The sequence below is a fragment of the Microbispora sp. ZYX-F-249 genome (assembly GCF_039649665.1).
Classification (GTDB): Bacteria; Actinomycetota; Actinomycetes; order Streptosporangiales; family Streptosporangiaceae; genus Microbispora; species Microbispora maris.
Map to the genome: position 1 here is coordinate 110,415 of NZ_JBDJAW010000014.1, position 18,738 is coordinate 129,152.

13 protein-coding genes are annotated in these 18,738 nt (G+C 73.2%); 6 read left to right on the forward strand and 7 right to left on the reverse strand.

Translation table 11 applies throughout. The annotated features are described in order from the left end of the window. The first annotated feature begins 18 nt into the window (after positions 1-18). Entirely contained in the window at positions 19-2,376 is a 2,358-nt protein-coding gene (locus AAH991_RS18645) for a beta-xylosidase/alpha-l-arabinosidase (RefSeq protein WP_346227119.1), read from the forward strand. Between the two features lie 132 nt (positions 2,377-2,508). Next, a complete protein-coding gene (locus AAH991_RS18650; RefSeq protein ID WP_346227120.1) occupies positions 2,509-4,746 on the forward strand; it encodes a glycoside hydrolase family 3 C-terminal domain-containing protein in 2,238 nt (745 codons plus the stop codon). A 21-nt stretch (positions 4,747-4,767) separates the two neighbouring features. On the opposite strand, the gene AAH991_RS18655 is transcribed toward AAH991_RS18650, so the two are convergent. From AAH991_RS18655 to AAH991_RS18675, 5 genes are all read right to left on the reverse strand, one after another. After that, positions 4,768-5,733 carry an ABC transporter permease gene (locus AAH991_RS18655; protein ID WP_346227121.1) on the reverse strand — a complete coding sequence of 322 codons (966 nt, stop codon included), beginning with the start codon at positions 5,731-5,733 and terminating at the stop codon, positions 4,768-4,770. Next, positions 5,730-6,680, reverse strand: coding sequence for an ABC transporter permease (locus AAH991_RS18660; RefSeq protein ID WP_346227122.1), 951 nt, complete (start codon positions 6,678-6,680; stop codon positions 5,730-5,732). Before AAH991_RS18660 ends, AAH991_RS18655 begins: the two co-directional genes overlap by 4 nt. Continuing rightward, positions 6,673-8,223: a sugar ABC transporter ATP-binding protein gene (locus AAH991_RS18665; RefSeq protein ID WP_346227123.1), complete on the reverse strand. Its 1,551-nt coding sequence runs from the start codon at positions 8,221-8,223 to the stop codon at positions 6,673-6,675. Before AAH991_RS18665 ends, AAH991_RS18660 begins: the two co-directional genes overlap by 8 nt. A 94-nt stretch (positions 8,224-8,317) precedes the next feature. Continuing rightward, complete coding sequence (locus AAH991_RS18670) at positions 8,318-9,388, reverse strand: ABC transporter substrate-binding protein (protein ID WP_346227124.1); 1,071 nt, start codon at positions 9,386-9,388, stop codon at positions 8,318-8,320. Positions 9,389-9,498: 110 nt separating this feature from the next. Continuing rightward, positions 9,499-12,048, reverse strand: coding sequence for a PA14 domain-containing protein (locus AAH991_RS18675; protein WP_346227125.1), 2,550 nt, complete (start codon positions 12,046-12,048; stop codon positions 9,499-9,501). Between the two features lie 353 nt (positions 12,049-12,401). Here AAH991_RS18675 and AAH991_RS18680 point away from each other — a divergent pair, with 353 nt between their 5' ends. Next, a complete protein-coding gene (locus tag AAH991_RS18680; protein WP_346227126.1) occupies positions 12,402-13,202 on the forward strand; it encodes a DeoR/GlpR family DNA-binding transcription regulator in 801 nt (266 codons plus the stop codon). Between the two features lie 66 nt (positions 13,203-13,268). Beyond that, entirely contained in the window at positions 13,269-14,765 is a 1,497-nt protein-coding gene (locus AAH991_RS18685) for a sugar ABC transporter ATP-binding protein (RefSeq protein ID WP_346227127.1), read from the forward strand. Here AAH991_RS18685 and AAH991_RS18690 read toward each other — a convergent pair. Further along, on the reverse strand, positions 14,740-15,768 hold the full coding sequence (locus AAH991_RS18690; protein ID WP_346227128.1) for a hypothetical protein: 1,029 nt from the start codon (positions 15,766-15,768) through the stop codon (positions 14,740-14,742). The genes AAH991_RS18685 and AAH991_RS18690 overlap by 26 nt on opposite strands. 121 nt (positions 15,769-15,889) lie before the next feature. On the opposite strand from AAH991_RS18690, the gene AAH991_RS18695 reads away from it, so the two are divergent. Further along, the gene (locus AAH991_RS18695) at positions 15,890-16,996 is read left to right on the forward strand and encodes a sensor histidine kinase (protein ID WP_346227129.1); all 1,107 of its coding nucleotides are present in this window, start codon (positions 15,890-15,892) and stop codon (positions 16,994-16,996) included. Next, on the forward strand, positions 16,936-17,565 hold the full coding sequence (locus AAH991_RS18700) for a response regulator (protein ID WP_346227130.1): 630 nt from the start codon (positions 16,936-16,938) through the stop codon (positions 17,563-17,565). Before AAH991_RS18695 ends, AAH991_RS18700 begins: the two co-directional genes overlap by 61 nt. A gap of 33 nt (positions 17,566-17,598) precedes the next feature. Here the strand turns inward: AAH991_RS18700 and AAH991_RS18705 are convergent, their stop codons facing one another. Further along, on the reverse strand, positions 17,599-18,732 hold the full coding sequence (locus AAH991_RS18705) for a sulfotransferase family protein (RefSeq protein ID WP_346227131.1): 1,134 nt from the start codon (positions 18,730-18,732) through the stop codon (positions 17,599-17,601). Positions 18,733-18,738 lie beyond the last annotated feature (6 nt).

Genomic DNA, 18,738 nt, shown 5'->3' on the forward strand with positions numbered 1-18,738 from the left:
CGACGAGCAAGGGATGTCATGACATTCGTAGACGCGCCGGGCATCGCGCCCTGGCGGGACGCCGAGCGGCCTCTCGACGAGCGCGTGGAGGCGCTGCTGGCCGAGATGACGCTGGAGGAGAAGGTCGCCCAGCTCGGTTCGGTCTGGGTCGACATCTCGACCGCCGGATCCGAGGCGGCGTCGGGCAACGTCGCCCCGTTGCAGGACCTGTTCATGAAGGACGGCGCCGACCTCGACGACCGGATCCGCGGCGGAGTCGGTCACCTGACCCGCGTGTACGGCACGGCGCCGGTGAGCCCGGCCGAGGGCGCGGCCGGGCTGCGCTCGCTGCAGGAGCAGGTGGTGGCGGCCAACCGGTTCGGCATCCCCGCGATCGCGCACGAGGAGTGCCTGACCGGGTTCGCAACGTACGGCGCGACCGCCTATCCCACGCCGCTGGCCTGGGCCGCGACCTTCGACCCCGCCCTCGTGGAGCGGATGGCCCGGGCCATCGGGGACGACCTGCGGGCCGTCGGCGTCCACCAGGGCCTGTCCCCCGTCCTCGACGTGGTGCGCGACTACCGGTGGGGCCGGGTCGAGGAGACGCTCGGCGAGGACCCCTACGTCGTCGGCCAGATCGGCGCGGCGTACGTGCGCGGCCTCGAGAAGGCCGGGATCATCGCGACGCTCAAGCACTTCGCCGGCTACGCCGCCTCCCGGGCGGGCCGCAACCACGCGCCGGTCAGCATCGGCCCCCGGGAGATGGCCGACGTCATCCTCCCGCCGTTCGAGACGGCGATCCGCGAGGGCGGCGCCCGGTCGGTCATGAACTCCTACACCGACGTCGACGGCGTCCCCGTCGCCGCCAACGCCGACCTGCTGCGGCGCGTGCTGCGCGACCAGTGGGGCTTCGACGGCACCGTCGTGGCCGACTACTGGGCGGTGCCGTTCCTCGCCATGAACCACCACGTCGCCGAGGACGAGGCGCACGCCGGCGCCATCGCGCTGCGCGCGGGCATCGACGTGGAGCTGCCGGAGACGGTCGGCTACGGCGAGCGCCTGGTCGAGCAGGTGCGGGCGGGCCACGTGGCGGAGTCGCTGGTCGACGAGGCGGTCCGCCGGGTGCTGGTGCAGAAGATCGAGCTGGGCCTGCTGGACGGCGGGCCGCTCGTGCCCGAGGGCGCCGGCGACGTCGACCTGGACGGCCCCCGCAACCGCGACCTGGCCCGCACGGTCGCCGAGCGGTCCGTCGTGCTGCTCAGCAATGCCGCCGGCGTGCTGCCGCTGGCCGCCGGGACGCCCGCCCGGATCGCGGTCGTCGGCCCGTGCGCCGACGACCCGCAGACCCTGCTCGGCTGCTACGCCTTCCCCAACCACGTGCTCGACCGCTTCCCCGACCACGGCATGGGCCTGCCCATCGCCCCCGTCCTCGACGGCCTGCGGGCCGAGTTCCCCTCCGCCGACCTGCGGTTCGCGCGGGGCACGGACGTGTCGGGCGACGACACCTCGGGCATCGCCGAGGCCGCCGCGCTGGCCGCGGACTCCGACCTCGTGCTGCTGTTCGTCGGCGACCGGGCCGGGCTGTTCGGCAACGGCACCTCCGGCGAGGGCTGCGACGCCGCCCACCTCGCCCTGCCCGGGGTTCAGCCGGAGCTGGTCGAGGCGGTCCTGGCCGCCGGCACGCCGACCGTGCTGGTCGTGGTGTCCGGCCGGCCGTACGCGGTGGGCACCTACGCCGGCCGGGCCGCCGCCGCGCTCCAGGCGTTCCTGCCGGGCGTGGAGGGAGGCGCGGCGATCGCGGGGGTGCTCAGCGGCCGGGTCGAGCCCTCGGGCCGCCTGCCCGTCCAGATCCCCGGCTCCCCGTTCGTCAACCCCTCCACGTATCTGCAGCCGCCCCTGGGACTGCGCACGGACGGCATCTCCGTGTCCGACCCGACCCCGGCCTTCCCCTTCGGCCACGGCCTGTCGTACACGACGGTCCGGTACGACGCGCTGACGACGTCCGTGGAGCGGTGCCCCACGGACGGCATGCTCGAGGCGCGGGTGACCGTCACCAACACCGGTTCCCGGGCGGCGGAGGAGGTCGTGCAGCTGTACGCCTCCGACCCGGTGGCGCTGGTGGCCCGTCCCGTCGCGCAGCTCGTGGGCTTCGCCCGGGTGCCGCTCGCGCCCGGCGAGACCCGCGAGGTGGTCTTCGACGTGCCGGCCGACGCCTTCTCCTACACCGGCCCCGACCTGCGCCGGATCGTCGAACCCGGAGTGATCGCGCTCACCGCCGGCCCGTCCGCCGCCGACCGCCCGCTGCGCGCCGAGATCCTGCTGACCGGCGACACCGCCGTGCTCGGCCGGGCCCGGCGGCTCACCACGCACGCGCGGACGCCCGAACCGGCCTCCTGACCGTGACGGGCGGCAGGCGGGCGGCCACGCCGTCCGCCTGCCAGTCCGCCCGCGGCTTCCCCTGCCCGGAGCGCGCCGCTGCTCCTTCTGTGTAAGACGATATGAAGCACCCCCGTGGAAGGAGCCTCCCCGTTGGCCCGGACCGACCTCGACGCGCTCGCACTGGACGCGCTCACGCTTGAGCAGAAGGCCGCACTGCTGTCGGGCCGGGACTTCTGGACCACCAAGCCGCTGGATCAGGCGGGGATCCCCTCCATCGCCCTGTGCGACGGGCCGCACGGCGTCCGCCGGGAGGCCGGCGGCTCCGACCATCTCGGCATCAACGACAGCCTGCCCGCCACCTGCTTCCCGCCCGCCGTCGCGGTCGGGTCGAGCTGGGATCCCGAGGTGGCCGCCCGGATCGGCGCGGCGGTCGGCCGGGAGGGCCGGGCCCTCGGCGTGGCCGTCGTACTGGGCCCCGGCGTGAACATCAAGCGCTCGCCGCTGTGCGGGCGCAACTTCGAGTACTACTCCGAGGACCCCCTGCTGTCGGGCGTCCTGGGGGCGGCGCACGTCGCCGCGCTGCAGGCCGAGGGGCCGGGCGCGTCGGTCAAGCACTTCGCCGCCAACAACCAGGAGACCGAGCGCATGCGGGTCAGCGCCGACGTGGACGAGCGCACCCTGCGTGAGATCTACTTCCCCGCGTTCGAGCGGGTGGTCACCGAGGCCAGGCCCGCCACCGTCATGTGCTCCTACAACCGCGTCAACGGGGTCTACGCCTCGCAGAACCGGTGGCTGCTCACCGATGTCCTGCGCCGCGAGTGGGGCTTCACCGGCGTCGTCGTCTCCGACTGGGGCGCCGTGCAGGACCGGGTCGCCGCGCTGGCCGCCGGCCTCGATCTGGAGATGCCGGGCACCGGCGGCGCGGGCGACCGGCGCGTCGTTGAGGCCGTCCGCGCGGGCGAGCTCGACGAGGCCGTCGTGGACGCGAGCGTGCGCCGCGTCGCCGCTCTCACCGCACGCCACAGCGGCGTGTCCGGCGCGTTCGACGCCGACGCCCACCACGCGCTCGCGCGTGAGCTCGCCGCCGAGTGCGCCGTGCTGCTCAAGAACGACAACGACGTGCTCCCCCTCCCGGCGGGCGCCCGCGTCGCCGTGATCGGCGAGTTCGCGGTCAGGCCCCGGTTCCAGGGCGGCGGCAGCTCCCACATCAACGCGACGCGGGTCGACGCGGCGCTCGACGCGATCCGCGCCCACGCCCCGGACGCCGCCTACGCCCAGGGGTTCTCGCTGGACGGAACGGGCGACGGCCGGGAGCTCCGCGAGGCGGCTGCCGAGGCCGCGGCGGCCGCCGACGTCGCCGTCGTCTTCGCCGGTCTGAGCGAGCGGGAGGAGTCCGAGGGGTTCGACCGGGAGACCATCGACCTGCCCGCCGTCCAGGTCGAGCTGATCCGCGCCGTCGCCGCCGCGGCCCGCCGTACGGTGGTCGTCCTGTCCAACGGCGGCGTCGTCTCGCTGGAGGGCTGGCACGACGACGTGGACGCCGTCCTCGAAGGCTGGCTGCTCGGCCAGGCGGGCGGCTCCGCCGTCGCCGACCTCCTCTTCGGTGTCGTGAACCCCTCCGGGCGCCTCGCCGAGAGCATCCCGTTCCGGCTGCAGGACACGCCGAGCTACCTCAACTTCCCCGGCGAGGCCGGGCACGTGCGCTACGGCGAGGGCGTCATGGTGGGCTACCGCTACCACGAGACGGCCGAGCGGCCCGTGCGCTACCCGTTCGGCCACGGGCTCGGCTATACGACGTTCGCGACCAGCGGCCTCAGGGTCGTCCGTACGGGCGACGACACGGCGACCGTCACCGTGACGGTGACCAACACCGGCAGGCGGGCGGGCAAGCACGTCGTGCAGGTCTACGTCGCGACCACCGCGGGTCCCGTACGACGGCCCGCCCGGGAGCTGCGGGCCTTCACGAAGGTCGCGCTCGCCCCCGGCGAGTCGCGCACGGTCACCCTTCCCCTCGGCCGGCGGGCGTTCGCCTACTACGACGTCACGCTCGGCCGGTGGGTGGTGGCGCCGGGCGACTACACGATCCAGATCGGCGAGAACGCCTCGGCCGTCGTGGCCGAGACGACGATCGGCCTCGACGGCGACGCCGCCGTCCCCGTGGTGTCGCTCGACTCGACGCTCGGCGAGTGGCTCTCCCATCCGCACGCCGGGCCGGCTCTCCTCAGGGTCCTCACCTCCGGGAGGAGCGAGCGGCCCGCGGAGCACGACGCCGACGGGCTGCGGATGGCCTCGTCGATGCCGATGGGACGGTTCCTGACCTTCGCCGGCATCGACCTCCCCGGCGAGACCCTGCGGGAGCTGGTGCGCCTGGGCGGCCCCGCGGCCTGACCCACCCCGCGGTCCCGGCGGTCAGCCGAGGCGCTGGGCGCGGCCGAGCAGCCGCTGGGCGACCACGACCAGGGCGAGGAACAGGCCGCTGACGACCTGCTGGAAGGCCGACGTGAGGTTGCCCACTTGGTTGATCAGGCTCTGGATCACCCCGAGCAGCAGCACCCCGGCGATGGTGCCGGTGATGCCCCCCGCTCCCCCGGTCAGCAGCGTGCCGCCGATCACCACCGCGGCGATCACGTCGAGTTCCAGGCCGATGCCGAGGATCGTGACGCCGGAGGAGAGCCGGGCCGCGTTCAGCACCCCGGCGAGGCCCGCGAGCAGGCCCGACATCAGGTAGACGTAGACCTTCGTCCGTGCGACCGGCACGCCCATCAGCGCGGCCCCCTGCTCGTTGCCGCCGACCGCGTAGACGTTCTGCCCGAAGGCCGTCCGCTGGAGCAGGACCATGGCGGCCACCGCCAGGAGCGCGGTGATGTAGACCGGCCAGGTCAGGCCGAGCAGGCCGCCCTGGCCGAGCCGCGCGAACGCGGAGTCCTCCACGAGGTAGGTGGTGGCGCCCTCGCCGGAGATCGCCAGCATCAGCCCGCGCACGCCCAGCAGCCCGGCCAGGGTGACGATGAACGGCGCCATCCCCGTCCTGGCGATGAGCAGCCCCTGGAGGAGCCCCACCAGCCCGCACGCGGCGAGCGGCAGCGCCAGCGCGACGAACAGCCCGTACTGCGAGCCGTACGCCGCGAGGACCCCGCCGAACACGAACAGCGACCCCACCGACAGGTCGATGCCGCCGCTGATGATCACGAAGGTCATGCCGATGGCGATGACCGCGGTGAACGACGAGGAGACGAGGACGCTGGCGGCGTTGCCCGCGGTGGCGAAGGAGTCGAAGGCGAGGCTGCCGATGATCACCAGCGCCGCCAGCACCATCGGCGCGCCGTGCTGCTGGAGGACGCGGCTCACCTGCTCACGTCCGGGCGATCGGGTCATCGGGTTCCTCGCTCCCTGGTGGCGTACACGGCGGCCAGGATGATGACCGCCTGCACGATCTGCGTCCACGACTGCGGCAGGTTGTGCTTGATGAGGGTGGCCGACAGCAACTGCATGAGCAGGGCGCCCATGACCGTGCTGAGCACCCGGATCCGCCCGCCGCTGAGCGGCGTGCCGCCCACCACGACCGCCGTGATGGCCGACAGCTCGATGAACAGGCCGAGCGAGGTCGGATCGCTCGCCTGCAGCCGCGCGGTCGCGAGCACCCCGGCGAGTGCGGCCAGCACCCCCGAGATCACGTAGACCAGCAGCAGCACCCGGCGGACGGGCAGCCCGGACAGCTCGCTGGCCGCGCGGTTGCCGCCGATCGCCACCACCTGCCTGCCGAACGTCGTCCTGCGGACCACGAACGCCATCAGCAGCGTCAGCACGGCCGCGATGACCACGATCACCGGGACGCCGGACAGCGAGCTGCTGCCGAGCGCGATCAGGTCGGGGTTGCGGAACTCGACGAGCTGCGGGACGAGCACGTTGGCCAGGCCCCGGACGCCGACCAGCAGCGCGAGCGTGGCCACGATCGGCTGCACGCCCACGTAGGCGACCAGCGCGCCGCCCGCGGTGCCGGCCACCGCCCCGCCGGCGAGGGCGACCAGCAGCGCCGGCCACGCGCCGTACCCGAGGTAGAGCGCGACGAGCGCGGCGGCCAGCGCCATGACCGAGCCGACCGACAGGTCGATGCCCTGCGTGCCGATCACCAGCGCCATGCCGAGCGACACGATCACGATCGGGGCGACCTGCACGAGCTGGGTGCGGAAGTTCGCCACGTCGAGGAAGTGGGGGGTGAACAGCACGTTGAACAGCAGCAGGACGCCGACCGCGGCGTAGACGCCGTACTCCTGGGCCCAGGCGAGCACCCGCCGCCCGGGTGGTGCGACCGCTTCAGCCATCGGACCCCGCTCCTCGTTCGGCGATGGACGCCATGATCTTGTCCTCCGTGACGTCGTCGCCGGACAGCTCGCCGACGACGGCGCCCTCGCGCAGCACCAGGATCCGGTCGGCGCCCTCCACCAGCTCCTCCAGATCCGACGAGATCAGTAACACGCCCAGGCCCTCCTCGGCCAGCTCGTCCACGAGGGCCTGCACCTCGGCCTTGGCGCCCACGTCGATGCCGCGGGTGGGCTCGTCCAGCAGCAGGACCTTCGGCCGGACGGCGAGCCACCGCGCGAGCAGCACCTTCTGCTGGTTGCCGCCGGACAGCTCCTGCACCGGCTGGTGGGGCGAGGCCGCCTTGATCCTGAGCCGGCGCATGAAGACCTCGACGACCTTGTCGATCTTCGCGTCGGAGACGACTCCGGCCCGCGACAGCGACGGCAGGGCGGCGAGCGCGATGTTCTCCCGGACCGACAGCGCCGGGATGATGCCCTCGGCCTTGCGGTCCTCGGGCAGCAGGCTGACCCCGGCCCTGATCGCCGCCGTGGTCGAGCCGGTGCGCAGGGGCAGGCCGGCGACGAGCACCCGGCCCGCGTCCAGCGGGAGCGCGCCCACGATGCCCTTGGCGGTCTCGCTGCGCCCCGCTCCGAGCAGCCCGCCCAGGCCGACGACCTCGCCGGGCCACACCGAGACGTCCACCCCGCGCAGCGCCTGCCGCCGGGTCAGGCCCACGGCCTGTACGGCGGGCGGGGCGCCGTTTCCGTCACCGGCCCGGTGGCGGTCCCGGGAGAACCTGGTCAGGCCGCCGGTCCTGACCTCGTCGAGGTCGCGGCCCAGCATGAGGGCGATGAGCCTCAGCCGTTCGAGCCCGGCGAGCGGGCCCGTGTGCGCGACCCGCCCGTCGCGCAGCACGGTGACCCGGTCGCACACCGCGTACAGCTCGTCCAGGCGGTGGCTGACGTAGACGACCGCGATGCCGTCGTCCCTGAGTCTCCTGATCACCGAGAACAGCGTCTCGACCTCGCGCGGCTCCAGCGACGAGGTGGGCTCGTCCATGATGACCACGCGGGCGTCGATCGCCACGGCCCTGGCCAGGGCGACCATCTGCTGGGCGCCCATCCCGAGCGTGCGCAGCGGGCGGCGCACGTCGGTGACGACGCCGTAGCCCGCGAGGATCCGCTCCGCCTCGCCGTACATCGCGGCGGTGTCGATGACGCCCAGGCGGCCGCGCGGCTCGCGGCCGAGCATCAGGTTGCGGGCCACGCTCATCATGGGGACGAGGTTGACCTCCTGGTAGATGGTCGAGATCCCGGCGCGCTGCGCGTCGAGCGGCGTCCCGAAGGCCACGGGCGAACCGTCGTAGATCAGCTCACCGGCGTCGGGGCGGTGGACGCCGGTGAAGACCTTGATCAACGTGGACTTGCCCGCGCCGTTCTCGCCCACGAGGGCGTGCACCTCGCCGGGGAAGAGGGCGAGGGACACACCGTCGAGGGCCCTCACGCCGGGAAAGCGCTTGCTGATCTGCCTGGCTTCGAGCACCGGTGCGGCCGACTGGCTCAATGACTTCCCTTCCTCGCGCGGATCTCCGCGCGGCGTGCGCGCGGGCTCCCGGTGTCCGCGTACGGAACCGGGTGCCCGCGCGGGCCTTCGCGGGTCAGTAGGCCTCGCCGAGGGACGCCTCGGCGTTGGAACCGTCGTACTCGCGGTCGGAGATGATGACCTTGTCCGGGATCGGCTGCCCGTCCAGGAACTTCCGCGCGGTCTCGAAGGCGAGCGGCCCGAACCGGGGGTTCGACTCGACGACCGCGTGCAGCCAGCCGTCGGCGATGGCCTGGACGGCGCTGCGGGTGCCGTCAACCGAGACGATCTTTACGGCGCCCGGGTCCTTGCCCGCGCCCTTCAGCGCGGTCACCGCGCCCAGCGCCATCTCGTCGTTCTCGGCGTAGATGCCGTTGATGTCGGGATTGGACTGGATGAGCTGCTCGGTGACCTGCTGGCCCTTCTCCCTGGCGAACTCACCGGTCTGCTCGAAGGAGATCTGGATGCCGGGCGCCTTCTCCTTGATCCGGTCCTTGAAGCCGTCGGTGCGCTCGGTGGTGACGTTGTTGCCCGGCGCGCCGAGCAGGATCGCCACCTTGCCGGTGCCGCCGAGCGCGGTGATCATCTGGTCCGCGGCCCGCTTGCCCTGCTCGTAGAAGTCCGAGCCGATGAACGTCAGGTAGTCGCCGCACGGCTTGGCGTTGATCTTGCGGTCGACCGTGATGATGGGGATCTTCTTCGCCGCGGCCTGCTGGAGCACCGGCTCCCAGCCGTCGGAGTTCAGCGGCGCGATGACGAGCAGCTTCACCCCCTGGGCGATGAGCTGCTGCACGTCGGTGATCTGCTTGGAGAACTGCGACTGCGCGTTGGTGACCTTGAGATCGGCGATCCCGAGCTTGGCCGCCTCGTCCTTGATGGACTTGGTCTCCGCGATGCGGAAGGGGTTGGCCTCCTTCTCCGACTGGGAGAAGCCGACCGTGGCGGTCTTCAGGTCGAACTTCGCGCCGCCGAACTGCTCCAGCGTGCAGGTCGGGCCGGCCGAGCCCGCCGGGGTCTGCACCACCTGCCGCTGCGCGGTCGCCGCGGCTCCGGCCCCCGACGCGGCCGGGGTCTCCGACTTGGCGCAGCCGGCCGCGCCGAGCAGCACGGCGAGGGTGAGCACGGCCGTGCGGGGAGATGACTTCATGCTGATCCTTCCGAAGGGGGGTGACACGGCGGGCCGGGAGGACACGCCGTGCGCGGTTCTCGGGGGCCGGCGGCCCGGACCGTCGTCCGGGCCGCCGTGGTGCCGAGAGATCAGGCGCAGGCCGGGAGGATCTCCGCGGTGAGGGCCTTGTTGGCGTCGTGGACGCGCTTGACGTCGGGCTTGGTCACGGCCCTGTCGTAGGTCATCAGGCCGTTGATCTCGGTCTCCACGTCGGTCGTCTGGGTGTAGACGGCACCGCTCAGGCCGTTGCAGGCGTGCAGCCTGCGCAGGGCGTCGTCCATCTCCAGGAAGCGCTTGGTCAGCGCCTCGCCGTCGGCCTCGACCGCGTAGCCCCAGCCGCCGCCGGTCCAGGTGTGGCCGACCACCGGCAGGGCGAGCCCGCCGTACTCGCCGAGCACCGACGCACGGAAGAAGCCGGGCCGGCCGGGGCTGCCGGGGCCGGGATAGATGTGGTAGTCCATCACGTCGCCGTTGCCGCCGTCCTGGGCGCCGCAGCAGTTGATGCCGCTCTGGTTGTCCACGAGACGGGAGGGGTCGAGGCTCTTGACGTAGTCGGCGATCCTGGAGACGTCGTACTGGCCCCAGCTCTCGTTGAACGGCACCCACATCACGATCGACGGACTGCTGCGGTGCTGGTCCACCATCTCCCGCAGCTCGCTCTCGAACTGCTCCTTGTCGGCCGCGCCCGGCGAACCGTTCGTCGACGGCATGTCCTGCCAGACGAGCAGGCCGAGCCTGTCGGCGTACGCGTACCAGCGGTCGGACTCGACCTTCATGTGCTTGCGCACCATGTTGAAGCCGAGCGCCTTCGTCTGCTCCAGGTCGTAGCGCAGGGCCTCGTCGGTCGGCGCGGTGTAGATGCCGTCCGGCCAGTAGCCCTGGTCGAGCGGGCCGAACTGGAAGACCGGCGTGCCGTTGAGCATGACCCTGGTCGTGCCGTTCACCCTGCCGGTCGAGATGGAGCGCATCCCGAAGTAGCTCTCCACCTTGTCGCCGCCCTTCAGCTCGACCGTGAGGTCGTACAGGTACGGGTCGTCGGGCGTCCAGAGGTGCGGGTCCGGGATCGGCACGGCCAGCTCCTTGCCGGCCGGGCCGGTGACCCTGCCGACGACGCGCTTGCCGGCGCGGGCGGTGACGACGGCGGTGGCGTCCCCGCCGGCCCGGACCGTCACCCGCAGGGACTGGCCGAGCACCTCGGGGATCGTGTCCACGGCCTCGATGTACGTCCGGTCGACCGGCTCCATCCAGACGGTCTGCCAGATGCCGGAGGCCGGGGTGTACCAGATGCCGCCCGGGGTCAGGGTCTGCTTGCCCTTGGGCTGGCCGCCGGCGCCGGTCGGGTCGCTCACGCCCACGACCAGCTCCTGCCGGCCCTTGCGGGTGAGCGCGTCGGTCACGTCCACGGTGAACCTGTCGTAGCCGCCCTTGTGCGCGCCCACCTGCTTGCCGTTGACGTAGACGACCGCCTCGTAGTCCACGGCGTCGAGGTGGAGCAGGACGCGGTCCTTCTTCCAGGAGGACGGCACCTCGAAGGTGCGGCGGTACCACATGCGGTCCTCGTGGCGGCCGATGCCGGACAGGCTCGACTCCACCGGGTACGGCACGACGATCCTCTCGGCGAGGTCGCGGCCGAAGGGCGGTGCCTCGCCTTCCTTCGCGGCGGCGAACTGCCAGGTGCCGTTGAGGTTCTGCCAGCGGTCGCGGACGAGCTGCGGGCGGGGATACTCGGGCAGCGGGTTGTCCGCGTTCACCTTGTCCGCCCAGCGGGTCTTCAGCACGTACGTGGAGGCGTTGGTCACCGGCACCCAGGAGAACGCCTCGATCGCGGTGCCGTCCGCCTTCGCCAGGCCGCCGTCACCGTCGTAGGAGGCCCGCACGTCGGCGGCCAGGCGCGGGATGGGAGCGCCGAGCTTCAGCGTGACCTTCGTGGTCCCGTCGAGGGCGGCCGACTCCACCGGCCACTTCGTCGCGGCGACCGTCAGGCCGAAGTGCCCGGCGGCGCCGGCGGGGAGCGGCGCGAGCGCGGTGCCGCCGAAGTCGAGGGTGGCGGTGCCGCCCGCCGCGTCGACGGTGACGCTCGCCGGCCCGGGCGGGTCGAAGCCCTCGGGAAGGTAGAACGCCTCCGCCGGCACGGCCTGCTTGGCCTGGCTGGGGCTCTGCCAGCGCAGGTGGAGGTTGGCACCGCCGAAGTGCTCGAAATACTCGACCTTGAAGTTGTACTTCCGGCCGGCCTGCAGGGTTATCGGGGTGCCGGTCTGCTCCTTGTCCCAGTCGTCCACCCAGTGGTCGATGACGAGCGTGTCGTCCACCCAGAGCCGGAAGCCGTTGTCCCCGATGATCGAGAAGGTGTACGGCTCGGAGTACGCGGGCTGGATGCGGCCCGTCCACCGCACGGTGACGTCGTCCTCCCGCCCGGTCAGCGAGGTGAAGACCGGGTTGAGGTCCGGCAGTTCCAGATCCGGGTCGATCACGGTGGCCTTGAGCTGGGCGAAGTCGAACTTCCCTGCCGCCGAGGACAGGTAGTAGTCGCCGCGCAGGCCGTGCCGCTCGGCGTCGGCGGCGGTCGCGGGACCCTGCCCCGCGACCTGCCAGACCGCGCCGAGAACGACGGCCAGGAGTAAGAGGATGGGCTTTCTCACAGGGATCCTTTCCTGCGGGCAGGGCAGGGCCGGGCCGGGCGGACGCGCCGTACGGCGTGACCGCGACCGGCCGGCGCGGCGGCGGCGCTCAGAGGCGGCGCACGCCGACGCCCTCCTGCCGTGACGTGGGGGGTGGGTCGAGATCGGCGTCGCGGACCGGGCACGCGGGGATCGCGCCTTCCGAACGGGACCGATCAGAATCGGACAGGATCGAGTCGGTTATCGCCCTCAAATAAGCATCGCCATGGGCGTCCGGTCAAGAGATCGGATCAGATTCGTTCATTTCCGGTCAACAGTGCGCCGGTTTCGCCGGTCTACTATGATCGGAACCGGTCACAGCGGAGGGTGAGGGCGTGGTCGACACGGACAGCGACGGGCGCCGGCCCGTGTTCGCGGCCGAGCGCCGCCAGCGCATCCTGGAGTTGGTGCGGGCCAACGGCGCCGTCTCGTTGCGCGAGCTCGCGCAGGCGGTCCAGTCGTCGGAGGTCACCGTCCGCCGCGACCTGCGCGCGCTTGAGTCGGAGGGCCTGCTCAACCGGCACCACGGCGGCGCCACTCTCCCCGGCGACCTGAACAGGGAGGCCAGCTACGTCCAGAAGGTGGCGCTCTCCTCGGCGGAGAAGTCCGCGATCGCCGACCTGGCCGCGTCGCTGGTCGAGGACGGAGACGCGATCGTCGTCGGCCCGGGGACCACCACCCAGGAGTTCGCCCGCAGGCTGAGCAGGCACACCGAGCTCGCCGTGGTCACCAACTCGCTGCTCGTCGCCCAGGCCCTCGCCGGCTCCCCGCGCATCGAGGTGATGCTGACGGGCGGCACGCTGCGCGGTCCGATCCTCGCCCTCGTCGGGAGCGCGGCCGAGCGGTCCCTCGCGGGACTGCGCGTGCGCCGGGCCTTCATCTCCGGCAACGGACTCACCGCCGACCGCGGCCTGTCGACCCCGAACATGCAGGTCGCCTGCGTCGACCAGGCCCTGGCGGCCGCGGCGGAGGAGGTCGTCGTGCTGGCCGACCACACCAAGATCGGCATCGACGCGATGGTGCAGACCGTGTCCGCCGAGCAGATCGACCACCTGGTCACCGACGACGCCGCCCCGCGCGACGTGCTCGACGAACTCGGCGGCAAGGGCGTCCGCCTGCACGTTGCTCAGATTTGATCGAATGTGACGGCCTCGTTACGAGATTGTTTCCTGCCGGGCTCACCATTCGAGGCGGAGGCAACCGTGCTGCAGGCCGCAGGTATATGCAAGAGCTTTCAGGGCGCGCCCGCGCTCGACCACGTCACCCTGGCCCTGCGGGCCGGGGAGGTCCACGCGCTCGTCGGCGGCAACGGCGCGGGCAAGTCGACCCTGGTCAAGGTGCTCTCCGGAGTGTGCAGGCCGGACGCCGGCCGGTTGCGCCTCCTCGGGGAGGAGGTCGCGCTCTCCTCCCCCGCCGAGGCGGCCCGGCTCGGGATCGCCACCATCCACCAGGACGCCGGTCTCGTCCCCACGATGAGCATCGCCGCCAACCTGTTCCTGGGACGGGAGCCGCGCGGCCGTTTCGGGCTGATCGACTTCGCCGCCATGCACGCGCGGGCCGCCGAGCTGCTGACCGCCTACGGGCTGCGCGCGGACCCGCGCCGCCCGCTCGGCTCGCTCGGCGGCGGCGCGCGTCAGCTCGTCGCCCTGGCCCGGGCCGCGTCCGCGGACGCGTGGCTGGTCGTCCTGGACGAGCCCGCGTCCGCGCTGGAGCGCGACGAGCTGGAGGTCCTGTTCGGCGCGATCTCCCGCCTGCGTGCCGAGGGCCGGGCGGTGCTGTACGTCACCCACCGGCTCGACGAGCTCTACGAGATCTGCGACCGCGTGACCGTGCTGCGTGAGGGCCGGGTGGTGCACACCGGGCCGCTCGCCGGCCTCGACCGCCGCAGGCTCGTCTCGCTCCTGCTCGGCCGGCCCTTCCATGCCGGCGGGGCCGACGCCGCCGTCACCGGCGAGCCCGCCGGCCCGCCCGCCGACGAGCCCCTGCTCGAGGCCCGGGGGCTGACCCGCCGCCACGTCCTGCGCGACGTCTCCCTCGCCCTGCGTACGGGAGAGGTGGTCGGCCTGGGCGGCCTGCGGGGCGCGGGGCGCAGCGAGACCGCGAAGGCGATCGCGGGCGCGCTGCGGGTGGACGCCGGGCAGGTGACGATCGCGGGCGCGCCCACGGGCAAGTGGTCGATCAGGAACGCGATCCGCGCCGGGGTCGGTCTCGTTCCGGAGAACCGCCGCGTGGAGGGGATCGTGCCGACGCTGTCGGTCCGCGACAACATCGCGCTGGCCGCGCTCCCCCGGCTGTCCCGCGCGGGCATCGTCTCCGACGCGCATCTGGACCGGATCGTCGCCACGTTCATGCGGCGGCTGGACATCCGGGCGGTCTCGCCCCGTCAGGCCGCCGGGGAGCTGTCCGGCGGCAACCAGCAGAAGGTGCTGCTGGCCCGCTGGCTGGCGATGCAGCCGAAAGTGCTGCTGCTCGACGAGCCCAGCCGGGGCGTCGACATCGCGACCAAGCTGGCCATGCGGGCGCTGCTCGACGACCTGGCGGTGGACGGGCTGGCGATCCTGCTGATCTCCTCCGACGTGTCGGAGCTGGTGGAGAACTGCGACAGCGTGGTGGTCCTGCGTGACGGCGCGGTGGTCGGCGAACTCGCCGGCCCCGAGGTCAGCGAGGACCGCATCATGGGAGCGCTCGCCGCGGGCTGACCTCCGCCGCCGGTTCCCCGTCGCGTCCGCCGAGGCGGCGGAGGCGATAGGAGACGGTGGCGACGGCGAGCGCGCCGCCCCAGATCGGCCAGAAGCACTCCGGCAGCCAGGCGCCCCATTCGTCCAGGGCGAACCGGCCGGCGACGGTCCACCTGATGTAGGTCAGCCCGGCCACGGTGACGATGATCGAGACGAATCCGGCGGGAACGACCGCGAGCGGCGGCGGCACCCTCCGGCCGCGCAGGACGGGCAGCCATCGGGGGAAGATCTCGCCCCATCGCTGCGTCAGGCCGAGGGTGAGCAGGCCGCCGAACGCGCCGAAGGTCGCGAGATAGGCCCCCGCCAGCCACATGCCGTCGTCCTGGCCCTGCGCCAGGAACTCCCGGCTGATGCCGAGCGGGATGCCCAGCGCCCACGCCCACCGGGTGGCGCAGTACAGCAGCGGCACCGCCACCGCCACGTACACCGCCCGGCGTCCCCGCTCGGGCGTGAACCAGCTCGCCCGTCGCCGCCGCCGGCCGTAGGCCAGCGCCGCGGCGGCCAGCAGCAGCCCCCCGAGCACGCACACGAGCTGGTTGAGCACCGGCCACGGCCAGGCGTCGGCGAGAGTGGCTCCGCCCAGGCCCCAGCCGAAGACCGGCGCCACCAGCAGCAGCGGCGTGTACGCGACGCCCATCATCACCCGGGAGTCGGGGACCACCAGGATCAGCAGAGCGGCGATCGGCCAGGCCAAGAACAGCGGTAGCCGGCTGTCGCTCCCGCGCGTCAGCGCCAGCGCCGTCACGGCGGTCGGCAACGCGAAGGCGGCGATCCACCAGCCGAAGCGGGGTCCCGTCCCGGCCAGGATCGACAGCGCCCGGTCCGGATCGGGATCCGAGGAGCCCCAGGGAAAGCCCGGCATGCCGAGCGCCCACGCGACGCCGAGCGCTCCGTAGACCAGCGCCCACAGCGCCGCCCACAGCGCCGCCGAACGGCCTGGCCGGCCAGAGGTCATGGTTGTCATGTGATCACTGTCCCGGGACCGCCGGTCGCCGGGCCATATGCCGTTCGGCAGGTCCCGGCGCCGGTGAATGTGCCGTTCGTGCCCTTCGGATCGATCGGTCCGGGCGCGTATCGTCTCCCGGGTGAGCCTGGTTCCGGTCGCCGCCGCCGTCGTGCCGGCGCCGGTCGCCGTCGTGGCGGCGGCCACGGCGTTGTTCCGGCCGAAGACGCGCTCGCGCCTGACCCTGCCGGCCGGTGCGGCGGCCTTGTCCCTCGCCGTCACGCTGGCGCACCTCGTCGGCGGGCCGCGGCACACGCGGGTCGCCGACGTGTCCGGAATGGCCGAGAGCGTGGCCCTCATGGTGCTGGCCGGCCTGCTGGTCCGGTACGCGCCGGCGCGAGCCGCCGTGCCGGCGGCCACGGCGACCGGCACGGCGGCGGCCGTGTGGGTGCTCCGCGTCTTCACTCCCGCCTCTCCTGTGGAAGGGATGGGCGTGTGCGCGTTCTGGGGGCTGGGCGCGCTGGCCGCCATCGGGGCGGGCGCCTACCTGCGTCTTCTCGACGTACGGCGGGACCGCGCGGTGTCCGACGCCCGCACCGCCCTGCGGCTGCGACTGTCCCAGGACCTGCATGACTTCGTCGCCCACGACATCAGCGAGATGGTGGCGCACGCCCAGGCGGGCAGGGTCGCGGGCGATCCGCGTCAGGCCCTCGTACGCGTGGAGGCCGCCGGCCAGCGAGCCATGTCGATGCTCGACCGCACGCTCGACATGCTCCGGCACGACCGGCCCCACGTGCCCACCGGCGACCTGAGCGGCATCCGCGAGACCGCCGCGCGGTTCTCGGCCGCCGGGCCCGCGCGCGTCCATCTGAGCACGGACACGCCGGCGGCGGTCCCGGCGGAGATCGCGGCCCTGGCCTACCGGGTCGTGGTCGAAGGACTCACCAACGTCCGGCGGCACGCTCCCCGGGCCGGCCGGGTGGACCTCGGCCTCCGCGCCGCGGACGACGTCCTGGAGATCACGATGACCAACGACGGGGTGAGCCGGGCTCCCGGCCGCCGGCGCGGCGGGGCCGGGCTGGCCGGCCTCACGGCACTCGTCCGGGAGCGGGGCGGCGAGCTCGTCGCCCGGGCCGTACCGGACGGGTGGTCGCTGACCGCCCGCCTGCCGCTGGCACAATCCCCCGCGTGGTCACCCGAATCCTCCTCGCCGACGACCAGGAAGGCATCCGCGCCGCCTTCCGCATGATCCTCGACGCCCAGCCCGACATGACCGTGGTGGCCGAGGCCGCCGACGGCCGCACCGCGATCGACACGGCCATGGCCGTCCGGCCCGACGTCGTGCTCGCCGACATCCGCATGCCCGGGGCCGACGGCATCGAAGTGACCCGCGCCCTCGCCGGGACCGGCATCCGGGTCGTGATCGTCACCACGTTCGGGCTCGAGGAGTACGTCCACGCCGCGCTGGAGCACGGCGCCGACGGGTTCGTCCTCAAACGCTCCGGTCCCACCCTGCTCGTCGAGGCCGTCCGCGCCGCGATGAACGGCGACGTGCTCATCAGTCCGCAGCTCACCGTCCGGCTGCTCCGCGACCGGGTCGCGGCACGCGGCACGCCGCACGTGGTGCTCACCGAGCGCGAGGACGAGATCGTGGCCATGGTCGCCTACGGCAGGACCAACGCGGAGATCGCCGCGGAGCTGTTCCTCGCCCCCGGCACGGTCAAGAACCACGTCGCGTCCATCCAGCGCAAGATCGGAGCCAGGAACCGCGTCGCCGTCGCCGTCTGGGCCTGGTCCACCGGCAGGGCCGGGCGCTGACCCTCCGGGCGGCATCCGGCCCCCACGCCGGGGTCACAAACGCGCCTCGACCTCCTCGGGGGTCAGCCCGAAGCCGGACAACTCGTACCGATGGGACGGCCGGGCCTCCCCCGAACGGCTCTCCTCGTGCAGGCGGGCCATGGCCGCGCGGGCGGCGTCGCCGAGCGGCAGCCCGAAACGGGCGTAGACCGCCTCGGCCGTGCCGAGCGGGTCACGGACGAACTCCTCGTAGTGCACGTCGAAGAACCGCGCCGGATCGTGCCGGGCCCGGGCGGCGCGGAAGCGGTCGAGGCCCCGGCTCCACAGGCCGAGCTGGTCCCGTCCGATCACCGCGCCGGTGAACGCCTCCGACCACCCGGCGGTCGCCCGCGCGGCAAGGCTGCACATCGAGGCCATGGCGGTGACCGGGTCGCGGTGGGTCTGGACGACCAGCGCGCCGGGGTAGACGTCCATGATCGCGTCCAGGGCGAACAGGTGGCTGGGGTTCTTCAGCACCCACCGCCGGCCGGGGTCGCCCAGCCCGACGAGCTGGAGGATCCGCCGGTGCCGCTCGTAGGCGGGCGTCCAGTCCTGCGCCGCCAGCCAGTCCGAGTACGCCGGGAGGTGGGCCAGGCACTCGAAGGAGACCGACCGCATCGACTGCTGGAGCAGCCGCCAGCACTCCTCGACCATGTCCGCCGACATGTAGTGCACACCCATGAACTCCGGATGGCGCACGTGGTGCCGCTCGTACGCGGCCCGGGCGGCCCGATACTCCGGGTCGCCCGCCCACGCCTCGCGCGGCGGCCTCGGCCGGGGCGCGTCGGTCAGCCACAGCTCCAGCCCCTGGTTGGCGGGGTCGGCGGTCAGCAGCCGGTGCAGTGCGGTGGTGCCGGTGCGCGGCAGCCCGGTGACGAAGATCGGCCGCTCGACCGGCACGGCCGCGTGCTCCGGGTGCCGCCGCCACGCCTCCTCGCACCGCAGCCGGGCGGTCAGCGCGCCGCGCAGCATCGCGCGGGCCGCCCGGGCGCCGGACGGGGTGAGCGCCGCGTCCCGGGCGTACGACTCGAGCAGCACCCCGAGGCCGTCGAGGTAGGGGTCGTCCCCGAAGTCGGTCAGGCCGGTGGCGCCGCTCGCCCGGGCGTGCAGGTCCTCGATCGTGCCGATGCCGTCGCGTCCCGTGCTCATCCGGTC

Coding starts and splice junctions, on each gene's coding strand:
- AAH991_RS18705 (WP_346227131.1), bottom strand. CDS start 18,732: ATGAGCACGGGACGCGACGGCATCGGCACGATCGAGGACCTGCACGCC.
- AAH991_RS18645 (WP_346227119.1), top strand. CDS start 19: ATGACATTCGTAGACGCGCCGGGCATCGCGCCCTGGCGGGACGCCGAG.
- AAH991_RS18655 (WP_346227121.1), bottom strand. CDS start 5,733: ATGACCCGATCGCCCGGACGTGAGCAGGTGAGCCGCGTCCTCCAGCAG.
- AAH991_RS18660 (WP_346227122.1), bottom strand. CDS start 6,680: ATGGCTGAAGCGGTCGCACCACCCGGGCGGCGGGTGCTCGCCTGGGCC.
- AAH991_RS18690 (WP_346227128.1), bottom strand. CDS start 15,768: ATGACAACCATGACCTCTGGCCGGCCAGGCCGTTCGGCGGCGCTGTGG.
- AAH991_RS18670 (WP_346227124.1), bottom strand. CDS start 9,388: ATGAAGTCATCTCCCCGCACGGCCGTGCTCACCCTCGCCGTGCTGCTC.